Source organism: Acidiphilium sp. MT5, from assembly GCF_054767495.1.
Genome location: NZ_BAABMR010000009.1, coordinates 59,823 through 77,619 on the forward strand (window position 1 = coordinate 59,823; position 17,797 = coordinate 77,619).

Annotated in this window: 21 protein-coding genes; 4 read left to right on the top strand and 17 right to left on the bottom strand. The window is 62.2% G+C overall.

Features of this window, described 5'->3' with window-relative positions:
• Positions 1-150: 150 nt before the first annotated feature.
• Together ACYUCQ_RS10810 and ACYUCQ_RS10815 are read left to right on the top strand one after the other, a co-directional pair.
• Positions 151-549, top strand: coding sequence for an XRE family transcriptional regulator (locus ACYUCQ_RS10810; protein ID WP_460254536.1), 399 nt, complete (start codon positions 151-153; stop codon positions 547-549).
• Complete coding sequence (locus ACYUCQ_RS10815) at positions 546-1,064, top strand: RES family NAD+ phosphorylase (protein ID WP_460254537.1); 519 nt, start codon at positions 546-548, stop codon at positions 1,062-1,064. The genes ACYUCQ_RS10810 and ACYUCQ_RS10815 overlap by 4 nt, the downstream gene beginning before the upstream one ends.
• A 1,722-nt stretch (positions 1,065-2,786) precedes the next feature.
• Here ACYUCQ_RS10815 and ACYUCQ_RS10820 read toward each other — a convergent pair.
• From ACYUCQ_RS10820 to rpiB, 12 genes are all read right to left on the bottom strand, one after another.
• Positions 2,787-3,569: a 3-hydroxybutyrate dehydrogenase gene (locus ACYUCQ_RS10820; RefSeq protein ID WP_460254538.1), complete on the bottom strand. Its 783-nt coding sequence runs from the start codon at positions 3,567-3,569 to the stop codon at positions 2,787-2,789.
• Positions 3,570-3,618: 49 nt separating this feature from the next.
• Positions 3,619-4,356, bottom strand: a complete 738-nt coding sequence (locus ACYUCQ_RS10825) for an acetoacetate decarboxylase (protein ID WP_460254539.1) — start codon at positions 4,354-4,356, stop codon at positions 3,619-3,621.
• Positions 4,357-4,389: 33 nt separating this feature from the next.
• Entirely contained in the window at positions 4,390-5,562 is a 1,173-nt protein-coding gene (locus ACYUCQ_RS10830) for a patatin-like phospholipase family protein (protein ID WP_460254540.1), read from the bottom strand.
• Positions 5,563-5,773: 211 nt separating this feature from the next.
• Positions 5,774-6,709 carry a thiamine-phosphate kinase gene (gene thiL, locus ACYUCQ_RS10835; protein ID WP_460254645.1) on the bottom strand — a complete coding sequence of 312 codons (936 nt, stop codon included), beginning with the start codon at positions 6,707-6,709 and terminating at the stop codon, positions 5,774-5,776.
• 28 nt (positions 6,710-6,737) lie between these two features.
• Positions 6,738-7,250: a transcription antitermination factor NusB gene (gene nusB, locus ACYUCQ_RS10840; RefSeq protein WP_460254541.1), complete on the bottom strand. Its 513-nt coding sequence runs from the start codon at positions 7,248-7,250 to the stop codon at positions 6,738-6,740.
• 2 nt (positions 7,251-7,252) lie between these two features.
• The gene (ribH, locus tag ACYUCQ_RS10845) at positions 7,253-7,735 is read right to left on the bottom strand and encodes a 6,7-dimethyl-8-ribityllumazine synthase (RefSeq protein WP_460254542.1); all 483 of its coding nucleotides are present in this window, start codon (positions 7,733-7,735) and stop codon (positions 7,253-7,255) included.
• Positions 7,732-8,886 (bottom strand): 3,4-dihydroxy-2-butanone-4-phosphate synthase, encoded by a 1,155-nt coding sequence (ribB, locus tag ACYUCQ_RS10850; RefSeq protein WP_460254543.1) that lies wholly within the window; start codon positions 8,884-8,886, stop codon positions 7,732-7,734. The genes ribH and ribB overlap by 4 nt, the downstream gene beginning before the upstream one ends.
• Positions 8,886-9,521 (bottom strand): riboflavin synthase, encoded by a 636-nt coding sequence (locus ACYUCQ_RS10855; protein ID WP_460254544.1) that lies wholly within the window; start codon positions 9,519-9,521, stop codon positions 8,886-8,888. Before ACYUCQ_RS10855 ends, ribB begins: the two co-directional genes overlap by 1 nt.
• Positions 9,521-10,621, bottom strand: coding sequence for a bifunctional diaminohydroxyphosphoribosylaminopyrimidine deaminase/5-amino-6-(5-phosphoribosylamino)uracil reductase RibD (gene ribD / locus ACYUCQ_RS10860; protein WP_460254545.1), 1,101 nt, complete (start codon positions 10,619-10,621; stop codon positions 9,521-9,523). Before ribD ends, ACYUCQ_RS10855 begins: the two co-directional genes overlap by 1 nt.
• A gap of 12 nt (positions 10,622-10,633) precedes the next feature.
• Positions 10,634-11,089: a transcriptional regulator NrdR gene (gene nrdR / locus ACYUCQ_RS10865; RefSeq protein WP_460254546.1), complete on the bottom strand. Its 456-nt coding sequence runs from the start codon at positions 11,087-11,089 to the stop codon at positions 10,634-10,636.
• Between the two features lie 35 nt (positions 11,090-11,124).
• A complete protein-coding gene (glyA, locus tag ACYUCQ_RS10870; RefSeq protein ID WP_460254547.1) occupies positions 11,125-12,423 on the bottom strand; it encodes a serine hydroxymethyltransferase in 1,299 nt (432 codons plus the stop codon).
• Between the two features lie 43 nt (positions 12,424-12,466).
• Entirely contained in the window at positions 12,467-12,913 is a 447-nt protein-coding gene (gene rpiB / locus ACYUCQ_RS10875; protein WP_460254548.1) for a ribose 5-phosphate isomerase B, read from the bottom strand.
• Between the two features lie 115 nt (positions 12,914-13,028).
• Here rpiB and hemB point away from each other — a divergent pair, with 115 nt between their 5' ends.
• On the top strand, positions 13,029-14,021 hold the full coding sequence (gene hemB / locus ACYUCQ_RS10880; RefSeq protein WP_460254549.1) for a porphobilinogen synthase: 993 nt from the start codon (positions 13,029-13,031) through the stop codon (positions 14,019-14,021).
• 79 nt (positions 14,022-14,100) lie between these two features.
• Here hemB and ACYUCQ_RS10885 read toward each other — a convergent pair whose 3' ends face one another.
• From ACYUCQ_RS10885 to ACYUCQ_RS10895, 3 genes are all read right to left on the bottom strand, one after another.
• Positions 14,101-14,343: a GlsB/YeaQ/YmgE family stress response membrane protein gene (locus ACYUCQ_RS10885; RefSeq protein WP_460254550.1), complete on the bottom strand. Its 243-nt coding sequence runs from the start codon at positions 14,341-14,343 to the stop codon at positions 14,101-14,103.
• Positions 14,344-14,429: 86 nt separating this feature from the next.
• Complete coding sequence (locus ACYUCQ_RS10890) at positions 14,430-14,708, bottom strand: DUF2312 domain-containing protein (RefSeq protein WP_460254551.1); 279 nt, start codon at positions 14,706-14,708, stop codon at positions 14,430-14,432.
• A gap of 95 nt (positions 14,709-14,803) precedes the next feature.
• Entirely contained in the window at positions 14,804-15,094 is a 291-nt protein-coding gene (locus tag ACYUCQ_RS10895) for a DUF1244 domain-containing protein (RefSeq protein ID WP_460254552.1), read from the bottom strand.
• A gap of 81 nt (positions 15,095-15,175) precedes the next feature.
• On the opposite strand from ACYUCQ_RS10895, the gene pyk reads away from it, so the two are divergent.
• Positions 15,176-16,600, top strand: a complete 1,425-nt coding sequence (gene pyk / locus ACYUCQ_RS10900; protein ID WP_460254553.1) for a pyruvate kinase — start codon at positions 15,176-15,178, stop codon at positions 16,598-16,600.
• Between the two features lie 253 nt (positions 16,601-16,853).
• On the opposite strand, the gene ACYUCQ_RS10905 is transcribed toward pyk, so the two are convergent.
• Positions 16,854-17,561 (bottom strand): haloacid dehalogenase type II, encoded by a 708-nt coding sequence (locus ACYUCQ_RS10905; RefSeq protein ID WP_460254554.1) that lies wholly within the window; start codon positions 17,559-17,561, stop codon positions 16,854-16,856.
• Positions 17,562-17,565: 4 nt separating this feature from the next.
• On the bottom strand, positions 17,566-17,754 hold the full coding sequence (locus ACYUCQ_RS10910; protein WP_460254555.1) for a twin transmembrane helix small protein: 189 nt from the start codon (positions 17,752-17,754) through the stop codon (positions 17,566-17,568).
• Positions 17,755-17,797 lie beyond the last annotated feature (43 nt).

Genomic DNA, 17,797 nt, shown 5'->3' on the forward strand with positions numbered 1-17,797 from the left:
TGGTGATGGGCTTGGGTGATTGCAATGCGATGACGGTGTGAGCGGGTGGGTGGCGGTGGGGGTGGGCGGCGTTGGCAAAAGTTTTGACTTGAATCGGTGCTGGCTTAGGCTCATATCATGCCTCGTTATAAGGGTATTTTGTGAGGCATTATGGCCGATTCTCTGATTCATTCGGGGCCTGACCAGGGCGATGATGGTTTTCTTGCCGAGGTGTTTGCCCCGAGTGGGGTGATCCAGCTCGACCGGTTGACGCAATTGCTGCGGGTCACCAAGGCGGATTTGGCGTTTTCGATTGGTTTATCGCGGGAGGCGATTTCCAAGACTTCCCGGTTCAATGCGCCGGCAACGCAAGCGAGGCTGCGGGAGACGGCGGAGATTATTAATCGGATTTTGCCGTGGTGCGGATCGGTGCCGCAGGCGTTTTCCTGGTTCCGTTCGCAGCCGATCCCGGCTTTTGGCGGGCAGACGTCTGAGGATTTGGTGCGGGGTGGCCGGATTGCTGACATTAAAGAGTATTTGGCGGGTCTGGCGGTTGGCGGTTTTGCTTGAGGCTACGGACGATTATTTGCACCGCGCACGACCCGCGATGGGCCTGGGCGCCTAGTTCTGGCGCTGGGGCTGCGCTGCATGGGGGCCGGTTCAACCCGGTGGGCGTTGAGGCGCTGTATACCTCACGACGGTTGCAGACGGCATGGCTGGAGGCGCAGCAAGGTTTTCCATACAAGGCGCAGCCGATGACATTATGTGGCTATGATGTTGATTGTGAGGATATTCTCGATTTGACCGATGACGGGGTGCGTGCGGCCCATCAGGTGACGTTGGATGATCTCGGTTGCGCGTGGAAAGACCTGGCGACACGGAAGATTGAGCCGCCGTCATGGGCGATGATGCGACGGTTGGAGGCGGACGGGGTTGCTGGGATTATCGTTCCAAGCTTTGCGCTTGGCGCGACGGCTTTGGATGTCAATGTGATCTTCTGGACCTGGGATGTTGCGCTGCCGCACCGGGTGCAGGTGATTGACGATGGGGGGCGATTGCCGAGGGATATGAGCTCGTGGCGGTGAGGTATCGTGGGCGGTGGGGGATGGTTGGTGGTGGTGGCGGGCGGGATCGGCTGGTTGGCTGGCGTTGGACCTGGGACGCGGCGTTGGGTTGGGGTTCCGCTACGGGCTGATGGAAGCGGTGGGGTGTGACAGGGCAGACTACGCGCGTGCGATTATCGGACGGTATTTTGGAGGTAATATGAGGGCATCAAGTATACAGCGTCACCTGCGGCCTTCTACCATCATGGGGCGGAAGAGCACCTTTTCGAGCGCGTTTGCGTCGGCGCTTGCGCCTCACGACAATTACAGCGAAGCGGCTGTTTTTGAGGCCATTAGAGACCTTGATCAGGATCCTAACGCGGAATTAGAGTGCGTCTATTGCGGGGCGGAGGCAGCCACATGGGATCACGTCTTTGGTCGCGTTGTGAAAGGTGAATTCTCCGGCCATGGCCACCGTATCCGTAATCTCGTCCCTTGCTGCCGAGAGTGCAACGAATCTAAGGGGAGCAAGCATTGGCGTAAATTTATCGAGACACGTAATCCAGACAAAAAAATCGAGCGAGTCGAGCGAATGGAGCGTTTCCTTCGTGCTACCAACGTGCAGTCAATTAATACCGAGAGTACGGGACATGAAGTTACGTCGGAACTCACGCGGTTCCTCGCGATCCGTTCTCAGGTTTTTGATCTAATGGCGGAAGCAGACCGCCTTGCAGTAATTATTCGCCAAAGAGCGACGAGCTCATCGCAGACAGTTGGACAGCAAACGTAGCGAGCGTAGGATGGGTGAGCGAAGCGCTACCTATAAATTCCGGCATCTCATCGCCCCGAAAAATCAACATCCCCCTCGGGTAGCGTCCAAAGGCAATGGTGGTGGTCCGGCAACACGACCCAGGCATGAATATTAAATGGCGCACGCACCTTATGGACTGCATCGCGCAAAAGATCGATATTCGTTGTGGGACATTGGCTACGGCGATCATCAAGGTTGACCGAAAAAATAGGGGCCACCGGGAACGCGATTACGCAGTTAATTAGTTGCACCGGCAATATTGCAGTTAACACCAAGCCGAACGATGATATTCAGACACGATAGCTCGTACCCCTTGCTTCAAGCCCCGACACTAAAAAGGAACGGATAGCGCTGCGCTCACCCATCCTAAGCTGCTTGGGAATTTTTATTGAACTTGCAAATTGAAAAATGGTAGATGTCAAACGAGAAAGGCGAGGACATGATTATCAAATTATGGCCAAAAGTCGTGATACGGCTCGGTATTGTTGCATTTATTTGCTTGTCATTATACCCGCCCTGGACCAATCATGGCGTCAATTACAAATTACAAATGGCACCCCAGTTTGGTCTTTGTAATTATTCTTTTATATGGAACCCGCCACATTTTACTCCACTTACTTTCGTGGTTACCGGCTCGCCACGAGGGTATCAATCTCGACTCCCACCACCAAGTCCACTTCCCAGCGTCTGCATGATTGATAGTCAACGACTAGTAATTGAGTGGCTTATAGTTGTTGGAGTGGTCGCGCTATTCATGCCATTAGGGGAAGTTGAAAGACGCATTCGACGACGGTAGCAGCGGCACACGAGTTCTTTGACATCGAATTTGATGGCAATCGTACAAAACGATATTGGGACCCCCCTGCCCTGCTCTTTCGGCTTTCCGGCGCAAAATTGTGGGCGGCGCGAAAGGCCGACCGCCGGGGTGGGCGGTCGGCGGCGGAGGGCGCGAATTATTCCATGAACCAGCCGTGGCTGACGACGAGGGATTGGCCGGTGAGGGCGTTGGTGGGGAAGCCGGCGAAGTAGAGGACGGCGGAGGCGACGTCATCGACGGTGGTGAATTCGCCGTCGACGGTTTCTTTGAGCATGACGTTACGGATGACTTCGGCTTCGGTGATGCCGAGTTCTTTGGCTTGTTCGGGGATTTGTTTTTCGACCAGGGGGGTGCGGACGAAGCCGGGGCAGACGACGTTGGCGCGGACACCGTGTTCTGCACCTTCTTTGGCGAGGACTTTGCAGAGGCCGATGAGGCCGTGTTTGGCGGTGACGTAGGGGGCTTTGAGTTTGGAGGCTTCTTTGGAGTGGACGGAGCCGATATAGACGACGGAGCCGCTTTTTTGGGCGTACATGTATTTCAGGCAGGCGCGGGTGGTGAGGAAGGCGCCGTCGAGATGGATGGCGAGGAGTTTTTTCCAATCGGCGAAGGGGAAATCGACCAGGGGTTTGACGATTTGGATGCCGGCGTTGCTCACGAGGACGTCAATCCGGCCGAATTTTTTGAAGGCGGCATCGACGCCGTCTTGAACTTGTTGCTCGTTGGCGACGTCCATGGCGATGGCGAAGGCTTCGGGGCCGGATTGGCCGATTTCGGCGGCGGTGGCTTGGGCGGCATCGAGGTTGAGGTCGGCGATGACGGCGTGGCCGCCTTCGCGGGCGAATTGTTCGGCGATGGCGCGACCGATGCCGCTGGCGGCGCCGGTGATGATGCCAACTTTTCCGTCAAAACGAGCCATGGGTGATCCTTTCGGTTGGGGGGTGAGGAGAGAAAATTAGGCGAGGTAATTAGGCCAGATAATCATGGACGACGTCGCCGAGGCCCAAGGTGAGGTCGGCGAGGATGTGGGTGGCGGAGAGAATTTCGCGCACCGGCAGGTCGGCGACCGGGGCGAGGGCGTGGGGGTAGAGGCCGAGGGCGCCGGGGCCGGTCCAGGCGCCTTTGAGGGTGATGTCGGTCAAATAGTAGCGGACGAGTTCGCAGATGCGGGGGCTGCCATCGACATGGGGGATGATTTTGAGGAGGAAGCTGGGTTCGGCGAGGGATTTCAGCACGGTGTCATGATCGAGGGTGCGGTGCTTATAGCCCATGGTGCCGGTGGCGACGCGGATTTTGCCGTAATCGAGGGTGCCGACCAGCGTGTCGATTTCGACTTCGAGGACGGGGTTGGCGAGTTTTTTGGGGAAGCCCCAGAGTTCGCGCCCGCCGGCGATGGGTGGGTGATCGTTGAGGAACATGGAGTGGACGTAGCCGCCCTTTTGGCCGTTGAGGGTGACGGGGATGACTTGGCCGGATTCGGTGTAATCGCCGAAGCCGGTGCTGTCGGGCATGCGGATGAATTCGTATTTGACCACGTCATCGGCGAGTTCGAGCGGAGCCGGGATGATTTTTTCGAGTGCGGCGCGGTCGGTGCGGTAGGTGATGATCATATATTCGCGGTTGACGAAGCGATACGGGCCCATGGGGAAGCCGGGGCTGGTGAAGGGCATGGCGAAGGCGGATTTTTGCACCGTGTTGGCGTCCATCGAGCGTTCCTTTCGGTGGTTAGGTGGGGGTGATCAGGCTTGGTCGGCGGTGATGTCGAAGGTGCGCATACCAAGCTCTTTGGGGTGGGGCGCGCGCCAGGGGGCGGCGTGCAGCGCGCGGTTGGCGTCTTGCAGGCCGGCTTCCCAGCGTTGTTCGGCGGTGAGGCGATCGAACTGGAAGTCTTTTTGGCCGCCTTGTGGGCGTTCGGGGCGGTAGATCAGGTGGACCACGTCGATCTGGGCGGGGCAGGCGAAATCATGGAGGAATTCGGTGACCGGGTCGGCGTGGAGGTCGGGCGGGAGCCGTTCGATGAAGGCGGCAACGCGGCGGCGGAGGTCTTGACGGCGTTTTTCCTGATCGGTGGCGGAGCGGGTGCGGCTGGAATAGCGGATGTCTTTGTCGCGCTCGGTGACTTCATCAAGCGTGGTGGGCATCGGGCCACGGGCGGGGAACAGATCGATCTGGAAGACGAGGCTGTCCTGGCGGGGTTCGGTGCTCATCATGTATTCGAGCGGGGTGTTGGAGACGAGGCCGCCATCCCAGTAGCATTCGCCCTCGATTTCGACGGGGGGGAAGCCGGGGGGCAGTGCGCCGCTGGCCATGATGTGATCGGCGGTGATTTTGCCGATGGTATTGTCGAAATAAATCATGTTGCCGGTGCGGATTTGCACGGCGCCGACGGCGAGGCGGGTTTGTTGGCTGTTGATCCGGTCGAAATCGACCAGGGATTCCAGGGTGCTGCGCAGATGGCTGGTGTCATAAAAGCTGAGCGGGGTGGGTTTGGCGAGGAAATCGGACGGGCTGCGCGGGCGGAAAAAGCCGGGTTGGCCGAACATGACGGCGTTCACCGCGCCGAGTTTTTGTTCGATATCGGCCATGAAGGGCAGGTGAAATGGCATTAGGCTGGGTGGCATTAGGCTGGGTGGTGGGGCGGTGATCCGGTTCCAGAATTCGCGCAACCGGTCCAGCCGGTGTTCGGGCGCGTTGCCGGCGATCAGGCTGGCATTGATCGCGCCGATGGAGACGCCGATCACCCAATCGGGGTGATAATCATGGGTGGCGAGGGCTTCGTAGGCGCCGGCTTGATAGGCGCCGAGCGCGCCGCCGCCTTGCAGGAGCAGGACGTTGCGCACCGGATCGCTCGCGGTGCGGTGGTCGGTGAACAGGGAAGATTTTGGGGCGCGGGGTTGGGATTTGGCGGGCATAAAATGGGACCTCTGGGCAATACAGGCTTACGGGTCGATAACGAATGCTATGTGTGGCGGGGCGAACGGCGGGTCAAGCCGCAGTGCAGCACAGAGATGATTATTTCGGATAATTTAGATGATAAAATCATTATAATTGTTTGTTATAGAATGATTAATTAAGGTTATTACAGTGTCGTGACCGCGCTGGTTTAGGCGAATCTGTTGGTGATTAGAAATGAGTCCAGCCAAAATGATCGGGGAGCGACAAAGGCGGATCATCGAGGAGGGTCAAGCCCGGGGCGCCGGGTGCGAAATGGCCGATGCGGGTGATGGGTGTTGGGGCACAGGCTTGACGCAGGGCGGTTTCGGCGCTGGGCGGGGCGGCGAGGATTAGTTCGTAATCATCACCGCCGGTGAGGCGGCGCATCAGCGCCTCGGGGCCGCAGGCGGCGGCGGCGGGCGAGGTTGGCACGGCGCGGGCATGGATGGCGGCGGCGAGGTTGGATTGCGTGCAGAGATGCATCAAATCTTGCAGCAGCCCATCGGAGACATCGATGGCGGCGTGGACGAGGCTGTGGATGGGTTGGTTGAGGCGTGGCTCGGGCAGCAGGCGGCGAGTGCGCAGGAAGCCGGTGGGGTCGGGATAATCGCCACGGGCGACGGCGAGGCCTAAGGCGGCGTCACCGATGGTGCCGGTGACGAAAATGGCGTCGCCGGGTTGCGCGCCGTTGCGGCGGAGCGCGCTGCCGGGTTCGATCGTGCCGATCATGGTGATGCTGAAGGCGAGCGGGCCGGGGGTGGATGTGCTGTCGCCACCGATCAGGGTGATTTGGTAATGCGCCTGGTCGGCGGCGAGGCCTTGGGCGAATTGGGCGAGCCAGGGTTCGGGCGTGTCGGCGCGCAGCGCGGTGGTGAGCAGATAATGCAGCGGTGTGGCCCCCATCGCTGCGAGATCGGAGAGGTTGCGGCGGAGGAGCTTGCGGGCGATCAGGTCCGGCGGGTCAGCGGGCAGAAAATGCACGGATTCCAGCATTTGATCGACGGTGATGATCTGGTCGCGCCCTGGGGTGGGGCGCAGGCAGGCGGCGTCATCGGTCAGGCCGAGGCTGGGGGCGGCGGCGAGGGGCGCGAAATAGCGGGCGATGCGGTCAAACTCGCCACTCATAACAGCGCTGGGTTCACCACCCATGCGGTCAGGCGGCGGAGGGGGGAAAATCGGCGGGGCGCAAGGCGCGGGCGATGCGATCGAGCAGGGCGTTGGCGAGTTGCACCGCGTCATCGGCGAAGAAGCCGTGGGCGATGTCGAGATATTCGTTGATCACCACGCGGGCCGGCGGGCCGTCGCTCATCCACAGCTCGGCGGCGGCGGCGCGCAGCAAGGCGCGCAGCACCGGATCGAGCCGGGGCATGGGCCAGGATTCGGGTAGCAGATTGGCGATCAGCGGGTCGATTTGGTCTTGTTGGGTGGTGACGAGCCGCACGATGCGCGCAAAGAGCGGGGCGTTGGCGTGCGGGCTGAGGCCGTTTTCGATGCTGTGCGCGAGTGGGTTACCGGGCTGGCTGCTGGGCGGAAGCGGATGGGGGGTGAGCCGGTGCCGGATGAATTGGTCGATCACGGTTTCGGCGGTTTCGTTGGTTTGTTCGCCTTGGTACAAGGCTTGGATGGCGGCGACGCGGGCCAAGGTGCGCGGGCGTTCGGTGGACATGATCAGGCGGCCCCTAATTCACGGGCGATGGCGATTTGGCGCAGGCAGGCGATGGCGGCTTCAGCGCCTTTGTTCGGGCCGGTTTCCGCGCTGCGGGCTTCGGCTTGGGCGATGGTATCGACGGTGAGCAACGCGGTGCCCAAAGCGAGGCCGAATTGGGTGCTGACCTGCATCAAGCCGGTCATGGCGGCGTGGCAGATGAAATCATAATGATCGGTCTCGCCGCGCACCACGCAGCCGAGCGCGATATAGCCATCGAAAGACGGGGTGCCGCGCAAAGCGAGGCGCAACGCTTGCGGCAATTCATAGGCCCCCGCGACATCAATGCTGTGGTGGGTGGCATGGGCTTGCGCGAGGATCGAGAGTGCTGATTGGGTCATGCCATCGACGATGGCGCGGTAATAGGGCGCGCGGATCAGCAGGATGTGCGGTTTTGCGCCGGGTAAAGCGGGGATAGCGCCGAGAACGGCGTCGGCGGTGCTCATCGGGGCGCGGTTTCGTGAGGATGAAGTTCGCCGGGGTAAGGCTCGATGGGCATTTGGTCGGTGATGTTGAGGCCATAGCCTTCGAGGCCGATGACCGGGCGTTGGTGGTTGGTGAGCAGGATCATGTCGCGCACGCCGAGATCGGTGAGGATTTGCGCACCGATGCCGTAATCGCGCAGCACCGGATCGGGCTTGGCGCCGCCGGTGATTTGGCGCAGGCGCAGCGAAATCGCATCGGGCCGGGATTCGCGGATCAGCACCACCACGCCGCGACCGGCGGCGGCGATTTGGGCCATGGCGCGGCGCAGATCGCGCACATGGGCGCCGCCGAGAATATCATCGATGGTGCTGATGGCGTGCATGCGCACCAAGACCGGATCGGGGGCGGTGATGTCGCCTTTGACCAAAGCGAGATGTTCGACTTGATCGATGCTGTTCTCAAAGCTGACCAGACGCCAGGATTGGCCCGCGCCATCGGTGACTTGGCCTTCGCCGGTGCGGCGGACCAGCTTTTCGGTGGTGCGGCGATAGGCGATCAGATCAGCGATGGTACCGAGTTTGAGGTTATGATATTGCGCGAAACTGACCAGATCGGGCAGGCGCGCCATGGTGCCGTCATCGTTCATGATTTCGCAAATCACGCCGGCGGGGGTGAGGCCGGCGAGGCGGGCAATATCCACCGCCGCTTCGGTGTGGCCGGTGCGCACCAACGTGCCGCCCTCGCGGGCCATCAGCGGGAAAATATGGCCGGGGGTGACGATGTCATCGGCGGTGGATTCCGGGTTGATCGCGACGGCGATGGTGCGGGCGCGATCGGCGGCGGAGATGCCGGTGGTGACGCCCTCGCGCGCCTCGATCGAGACGGTGAAGGCGGTTTCGTGGCGCGAGCCATTGGATTGCGCCATCATTTTCAGGCCGAGCGCATTGCAGCGGGCGCGGGTGAGGGCGAGGCAGATCAGACCGCGCGCGTGGCGGGCCATGAAATTCACCGCATCCGGTGTCGCGAATTGCGCGGGGATCACGAGGTCGCCTTCATTTTCGCGATCTTCGTCATCGACCAGGATGAACATGCGCCCGGCGCGCGCTTCCTCGATAATGTCAGCGGCAGGGCTGAGATAGGTTTGCAGCGAGGCGGTTTTGAACTGATCCATCAGAGTTTGTCCTGCGCGGTGGGGCGGTAATTGGTAAGACGGGCGACGTAGCGGGCCAGCATGTCGATTTCGAGATTGACCGACTCGCCGGGCTTGAGCGTGCCGAAATTGGTCATTTGCTCGGTATGGGGGATGATGTTGACCCCGAACTGGGCGCCGTCAACCTCATTGACGGTGAGCGAGACGCCGTTCAGCGCGACGCTGCCTTTGGGGGCGATGAAGCCGGCCAGTTCGGGCGGGACGGCGAAGCGCCAGCGGGTTGAGCCGTGTTCTTGGGTGCTGGAGAGCACGCGGGCGAGACCATCGACATGGCCAGAGACGATGTGGCCGCCCAGCTCATCGCCCATGCGCAGCGCGCGTTCGAGATTGACCGGCGTGCCGGGAACCCATTGGCTCAGCGTGGTTTTTGACAAGGTTTCGTTGGACACTTCGACGGTGAAGGCATCCTGTTGCGCCGCGATTACGGTGAGGCAGCAGCCAGAGCAGCAAATCGACGCGCCGAGGGCGATGGTTTGCAGATCGGCCCAAACCGGATTGGGTTGGGGCACCGCGATGATGAAGCGGGAATCGCGATCAGATGTCGCGGGCGCGATGCTGCGGACCTGGCCGATGGCGGTGATAATGCCGGTGAACATTAGGCGCTCCTGGAATAATGGGCCAGCCGGTCAGGACCGAGTTGCTGGAGATGATCGAGCGTGAAATGGGCGGCCTGGGTGATTTTGTCGATGCCAAAACCGGCGATTGCTGGAATACCATCACCGCCGATCACCAAAGGGGCTGTGAACCAGGCCAGGCGATCGATCAGATCGGCTTGTAGCAAGGCGGCGGCCAGGGTGCTGCCCCCTTCGACCAGCAGGCGGGTGATGCCCGCTGTCGCCAGAGCGCGTGCGGCATGAGGCAGTGAAATGCCGGTGGCGCTGGGCGGGAGTTCGATCAGGCGCACGCCGAGATCGGCGAAGGCGATGCGGCGGGCGGGGTCGGTGCCGTCACGGTGCAGCATCCAGATCGGGCTGTCGCGGCGGCTGACCAGCAAGCGGCTAGTGAGCGGGGTGCGCAAATGCGAATCGACGATGATGCGGATCAGTGGGGTGGCGCGATAGGCTTCGAGGCGACAGGTGAGTTCGGGGTCATCGGCGAGGATGGTGCCGACGCCGACCATGATCGCGTCGTGATTGCCGCGCAACGCATGACCGGCGGCGCGGGCGGCGGGGCCGGTGATCCATTGGCTGGCGCCGGTGCGCGTGGCGATTTGGCCATCGAGGGAGGTCGCGAGTTTCAGGGTGATCAGCGGGCGCGATTGCTCGATGACGCACGTGAAGCCGGCATTCAGCGCGGCGGCTTGGGCAGCGCCGATGCCGGTTTCAACCGTGATGCCTGCACGATGCAGGAGCGAAATACCGTAGCCATTGACCCTGGGATCAGGGTCGGTCTGGGCGATGACCACGCGGGCGATGCCGGCCTCGATCAGCGCTTGGGCGCAGGGGGGGGTTTTGCCATGATGGGCGCAGGGTTCCAGCGTGACATAGGCGGTGGCACCGCGTGCGGCGGACCCGGCGAGGGCGAGGGCTTGGGTTTCGGCGTGCGGGCGGCCACCGGGCGCGGTGCGCGCACGGGCGAGGATGATGCCGTCACGCACGATGACGCAGCCGACGCTGGGGTTGGGCGCGGTATCACCGAGGCCGCGCCGGGCCAGAGCGAGGGCGATGCGCATAAAATCATGATCGGTCAGCGGCATGGCGGCGGGCGGTTATTTGGAGGGGTCCATCGCGCCCAGGAAATTGCGAAAATCGCCGGTTTCCTGAAAATCGCGATAGACCGAGGCGAAGCGGACATAGGCCACAGCATCGACCTCTTTGAGCGTATCCATCACCAATTCGCCGATGTCTTTGGAGGCGATTTCGGCTTCGCCGGAGGCTTCGAGCTGGCGGACGATGCCATTGACGATGCGTTCGATCCGCTCATCATCGACGGGGCGTTTGCGCAGCGCGATGCGCACCGAGCGGGCGAGCTTGTCACGATCAAAGGCGACGCGGCGCTGGTCGGCCTTGACCACCACCAATTCGCGCAGTTGCACCCGCTCGATGGTGGTGAAGCGCTGGCTGCATTGCGGACAAAAGCGCCGCCGCCGGATGGCGCTGCCATCATCGGACGGGCGGCTATCTTTGACCTGGCTATCCGCTTCGCCACAAAATGGACACCGCAATTTTCGCTCCTTTAGCCCGGTGGCAATCGGGCGGTTCAGCGATAAATGGGAAAGCGGGCGCAGAGCTCTTGGACTTTGGCCCCGATTTCGGCTTCCGCCGCATCGTTGCTGCCATCATTGGAGGCGGCCAGACCATCGAGCACGGCAACGATGAAGCGGCCCACGGTGCGGAACTCCTCAGGCCCGAAGCCGCGCGAGGTGGCGGCGGGGGTGCCGAGGCGAATGCCCGAGGTGATGGCGGGTTTAGCCGGATCGAACGGGATCGCGTTTTTATTGGCGGTGATGTGCGCGCGCTCAAGCGAGGCTTCGGCGGCTTTGCCAGTGACGTTTTTCGGGCGCAGATCGACCAGCATCAAATGGCAATCGGTGCCGCCGGTGACGATATCAACGCCGCCTTCGACCAGGGTGGCGGCGAGCACTTTGGCGTTTTCGGCCAAGGCGCGCTGATAGGCGCGAAATTCCGGGCGCAACGCTTCGCCGAACGCAACCGCTTTGGCGGCGATGACATGCATCAGCGGGCCGCCTTGCAGGCCGGGGAACACGGCGGAATTGAATTTTTTGCCGAGTTCCAGATCATTCGAGAGGATCATGCCGCCGCGCGGGCCGCGCAGGGTTTTGTGGGTGGTGGTGGTGACCACATGGGCGTGCGGCAGTGGCGAGGGGAATTGGCCGGCGGCGACGAGGCCGGCGAAATGCGCCATATCCACCATGAAATAGGCACCGATTTCATCGGCGACGGCGCGGATGCGGGCGAAATCGATATGGCGCGGATAGGCCGAGCCGCCCGCGATGATCAGGCGCGGCTTGTGGGTGCGGGCGAGGGTTTCGAGCTCGTCATAATCGATCAGCCCGTCGTCGCGGCGCACGCCATATTGCACCGGCTTGAACCATTTGCCGGAGAGGTTGGGCGCGGCACCATGGGTGAGATGGCCGCCGGCGGCGAGCGACATGCCGAGAATGGTATCGCCCGCATCGAGCAAGGCGAGGAACACGGCCTGGTTGGCTTGCGCGCCCGAATGGGGCTGCACATTGGCGTAGGCGCAACCGAAGAGTTGCTTGGCGCGATCAATGGCGAGCTGTTCGGCGACATCCACGGCGGCGCAACCGCCATAATAGCGTTTGCCGGGATAGCCTTCGGCGTATTTATTGGTCAGCACCGAGCCTTGGGCTTCGAGCACGGCGCGCGAGACGATGTTTTCCGAGGCGATCAGCTCGATCCCGTCTTGCTGGCGGACCAGTTCGCGCTGAATGGCGGCGGCGAGTTCGGGATCGGTCTCGGCGAGGGGGGCTGAGAAAAAGCGATCAAGGCTGGGGGCGGCGCTGTGCTGGTTCATCAATTCGCTCCGAAATTACTTTGGGCTTAGTTTGGGAAATTATTTAGGTGGGCGGGTTGAGTTTGGCGAGGCGGCGATCATGACGCCCGCCTTCATAGGCGGTGGCGAGGAAGGTGCTGAGGCAATCAAGGGCCACGGCATCGCCGGTGAGGCGTGCGCCAAGGGCCAGGATGTTGGCGTTATTGTGCTGGCGGGCGAGCCGGGCTTCGGTGACGTCGCGCGCTTGGGCGCAGCGAATGGTGGGGTGGCGGTTGGCGGCGAGGGCCATGCCGATGCCGGTGCCGCAGACCAGGAGGCCGAAGGTAGCGGCGCCGGCTTCGAGGCGCTGGCAGACCGCGTGGGCGAAATCGGGGTAATCGCAGCTGGTGGCGGTGTTGGTGCCGCAATCGATCACGGTCCAGCCGGCATCACGCGCGGCTTGGGCCAGTTGGTCCTTCAGGAGATAGCCGGCGTGATCGGCGCCGACCGCCAGGGTGCGATCTGTGCTCATGGCGTGGCTCTAGCACGGGCGGGGCGGTGGGTGAAACAGTTTGGGTGGAGAGAAATTTCGCGCGGGGCGCGGATGCGGTTATGATCGGGCGGCGAGAAGAATGAGGAGCGAAAAAATGATCACGGGGCAATTTCCGGCGACGCGGCTGCGGCGCAATCGGGTGGATGGGTGGACGCGGCGGATGGTGGCGGAGACCAGCCTGTCGGTGGATCATTTGATTTGGCCGATTTTTGTGCGCGATGGCGGGGGGGAGCCGACGCCGGTCGCGACGATGCCGGGGGTGACGCGGGTGGGGCTGGACCGGCTGGCAGCGCATGTTGCGGAGGCGGTGCGGTTGGGGATTCCGGCGATTGCGCTGTTTCCGGCGACGCCGCCGGAGCGCAAGAATGCGGAAGGCACCGAGGCGCTTAACCCGGAGAATTTGATCTGTCAGGCAGCAAGGCTGCTCAAGCGGGAATTTCCGGATTTGGGGCTGGTGGGGGATGTGGCGCTCGATCCTTATACCGATCATGGCCATGATGGCGTGCTGCGCGCGGGTTATGTGGCGAATGACGAATCGGTAGCGATTCTGGCACGCCAAGCGGTTAATCAGGCGGCGGCGGGGATTGATATTATTGCGCCCTCGGACATGATGGATGGGCGGGTGGCGGCGATCCGCGCCGCTCTGGACGCGGCGGGGGATATTCACACGCGGATTATGAGCTATGCGGCGAAATATGCCTCAAGCTTTTACGGGCCGTTTCGCGAGGCACTGGGCTCACAGGCGGCGCTGAAGGGCGACAAGAAGACCTATCAGATGAACCCGGCCAATTCCGATGAGGCGCTGCGCGAGGTGGCGATGGATTTGGCGGAGGGGGCGGATATGGTGATGGTCAAGCCGGGGATGCCGTATTTGGATATTGTGCGGCGGGTGCATGATGAATTCCGCGTGCCGGTGTTCGCGTATCAGGTGTCGGGCGAATATGCGATGCTCGCGCATGCGATGCAGCTCGGGCTGATTGACCGCGAGCGGGGGATTATTGAGACGCTGATGGGGTTCCGGCGGGCCGGCGCGTCTGGGGTGTTGAGCTATTTTGCGGTGGAGGCGGCGCGGATTTTGCGGGGGTGATTGGCGCTAAACGGATTGTCTCGAATTCGGTGATTCGAGACAATCCGGGGTTTTTAAACGGAACTGATAGAACGATTTATCAGAAGATCGCGTGATAGGCGACGAGCACCACAACCGCGCCAACAGTGGCGACGAGCAGGCTGTAGAGATTGAGGCCGGTGACGCCAGCGCCGCCGAAGAGGTGGAAAATGAAGCCGCCGACCACGGCGCCGACGACGCCGAGCACGATATCGATGATGAAGCCGGAGCCGGAGCGATTGACGAGTTTGCTGGCGATGAAGCCGGCGATCAGACCGAGGATGATCCAGCCAATAATAGACATTTTGTCACCTCATGGTTGTGAAACGCGACACATGGGGAAAATAGCACCGCTTGGCGCTGAGGCCAAATCAGCGCGCGCGATGGCCGCTACATGCCAAGCGCGCGCTTATAGACATCGAGCAGGGTTTCCTGCTCCTCGACATCGGCGGGCTCTTGTTTGCGCAGGCGGATGAGTTGGCGCAGCACTTTGACATCGAACCCGGCGGATTTGGCTTCGGCGTAAATATCTTTGATGTCCGAGCCGAGGGCTTTGCGCTCTTCCTCAAGCCGCTCGATGCGCTCGACAATGCTTTTCAGACGGTCGGCGGCGATGTTGCCGGTGGTGGCGTGGTCGGACTGGGATTTATCAGCGGTGTCGAAGGCCATGGGTCGCTCCGGTGCGGGTGCGGGGAGCGGGCGGGATAGAGCGGGCGCGGCGCAGGGTCAATGGCTGGGCCGCGCGCCGCGCGATCCGATTGGTATTAATGATCTTTTGGTTGGGATGCGAAAGCTTCTTGCTGCTCGGGCGTGGCTTGCTTTTGGTATTTGGCCTGCCAATCGCGGTAGGGCATGCCGTAAATCAATTCGCGCGCCTCAGGATCGGTGAGCGTGATGCCACGGCTTTCGGCGGCCTCGCGATACCAGCGTGATAGGCAGTTGCGGCAAAAGCCGGCGAGATTCATCATGTCGATATTCTGCACATCGGTGCGCTCTTGCAGATGCGCGACCAGCCGACGAAAGGCGGCGGCTTGCAGTTCGGTGGTTTCGTCCATCGCGATTCTCCCATAAATTGCGCGTGAGGTAGTCATGATAGCAAGAATTTGCCATAGCAGGGGCGAACAGAGGAAATGGGTATGACATCATTGCTGCGCAGGCATCGACGCACGAAAATCATCGCGACGATTGGGCCAGCAAGCTCCACGCTGGAAATGCTGACCCAGCTCTTCGAGTCGGGTGCGGATATGTTTCGGCTGAATTTCAGCCATGGCAGCCATGCGGATCATGCCGAACGGATCGCGATGATCCGGACGTTGGAGCGCAAAATGGGCCGCCCGATTGGGATTCTGGCCGATGTGCAGGGGCCGAAATTGCGCGTTGGGCAGTTTCAGGGCGGGCGCGTGCAATTGCAGGCCGGGCAGAGTTTTCAGCTCGATTTGAACGGCGCACCCGGCGACACCAGGCGGGTGAATTTGCCACATCCCGAAATTATCGCCGCCGCCGGGATTGGCACCACCTTGCTGCTTGATGACGGCAAGCTGCGGTTGCGGGTGACGCGCAAACGCGAAGATCATTTGCTCACCGAAGTGCTCAACGGCGCCGTGCTGTCAGACCGCAAGGGCGTTAATGTGCCCGACGTGGTGCTGCCGATTCCAGCACTGACCGTGAAAGATCGCGCGGATCTCGATTTCGTGCTCGCGCTGGGTATTGAATATATCGGGCTCTCCTTCGTGCAGCGGCCCGAAGACGTGCTGGAGGCCAAAGCCATCGCCGCCGGGCGGGCGCTGGTGATGACCAAAATGGAAAAGCCGCAGGCGCTTGATGATCTCGACGCTATTCTGGACGCCTCCGATGCGGTGATGGTCGCACGCGGCGATCTCGGCGTGGAATTGCCCGCCGAGGAAGTGCCGATTGCCCAGAAACGCATTATCCGCGCCGCCCAACGCCGGGGATTGCCCGTGGTGGTCGCCACCCAAATGCTGGAAAGCATGATCAGCGCCCCTGCCCCCACCCGCGCCGAAGCCTCCGACGTCGCGACCGCCGTGTTCGATGGCGCCGACGCCGTGATGCTCTCCGCCGAAACCGCCGCCGGACAATATCCGCGCGAAGCGGTGAATATGATGGATCGAATCGTCGCGCGCGTGGAACGCGACCCGGATTGGCGCCTCGGGATCGACGCCAAACGACCCGAACCGGAACCCTCCTCGCCCGACGCCATCGCCCGCGCCGCTTGGCAAGTCGCCCGCACCATCCACGCCCGCGCCATTGTTGCCTTCACCAACTCCGGCGCCAGCGCCCTGCGCGTCGCCCGCGAACGACCCGATTGCCCGGTGATCGGCCTCACACCCTCCACCCAAACCGCCCGGCGCCTCGCCCTCGTTTGGGGGGTTCACGCCGTGGTCACCGCCGTCATCCACTCAATGACCGAATCCGTCGCGGTCTCACGCACCGTCGCCCGCCAAGAAGGCTTCGCCACCCACGGCGACGAAATCGTCGTCGTCGCCGGCGTGCCGTTCGGCCAATCGGGCAGCACCAACGCCCTCCGCGTCGCGAAACTATAGGCGCTTAAGGCGGGGGATGGGACGAAAAGGGGAGCAAAGGCCAAGGGGCGCCGCCCCTTGGAACCCCGGCAAAGGCTGAGCCTTTGCAATCCATTCGTTTTAGGGTTGGGGAGGGCGAGGCATTGGCCCTTCCGCAGCCTGTGCCTGGATCGCCCTCCCCAACCCTAAAACGCTAAAGGGTTCTAAGGGCTTGCCCTTAGCGGGTCCAGGGCAGAGCCCTGGCCCTCCCTGCCCCTTTTCGCTCAACCCGGTCTTACACGCCCAATTGTGTCGCGAGGTCGGTGACGCTGGTGGTGATCAGGGTCCAGTTGCCGTTGGGGGTGGCGTGATGGGTGGGGGTGGGGCCGAATTCGGTGGGGCGGGTGATGAAGGCGGTTTGCAGGCCGAGGGCGGCGGCGGCGGCGAGGTCATCGTTATGGGCGGCGGCGAGCATGACGTGGTTGGGGGGCAGGCTGAGGAGATCGCAGGCGGCGAGATAGACGGTGGGATCGGGTTTATAATGTTGGAATAGATCGGCGCCGAAGGTGACGTCCCACGGGAAGTTATTGCGTTTGGCAAGGTTGATTTGCAAGGCGAGGTGGCCGTTGGAGAGCGGGCCGATGATGAATTTGGTTTTCAGGCGGGTGAGGCCAAGGCTGCTATCGGGCCAGGGATCGAGCCGGTGCCAGAGATTGACGAGTTCGGTGCAATCGGCGTCGCTGAGGGGTGGGATGTCGTGGCGGCGGGTGATTTCGATCAAGGCGTCGCGATGCAGGTCATCGAGGATGGTCCAGGGGATGGCGCCACGGCGGACGCGATCCATGGAGGGGCGGTAGGCGCGGCGCCAGGAATCGGTGATGTCGGCCCAGTCGGCGGTGATGCCGCGCAGGGCGCCGAAGCGTTCGAGTCCCGCGATGACGCTGCCGCGCCAATCGACCAGGGTGCCGAACACGTCGAACAGGATGGCGCGGGGCTGGGGCATGGGATTAGTGGAAGAACAGGAGCAGGATGACGACCAGGGCGATGGCGACGGCTTGGAGTGCGACGCGCAGGCGCATGAGTTTGTTTTGGCGGCGCGGATCGGCGCCGGTGGTCATGCCGACGGCACCGAACAGCAGCACGGCGACGACAGCGATCATATCGGCACCGAGGAGGACGAGGAGGATGTCACGCATGCGACCGATATAGGGTGGGTGCGGCGGTGCGGATAGGGGGGCG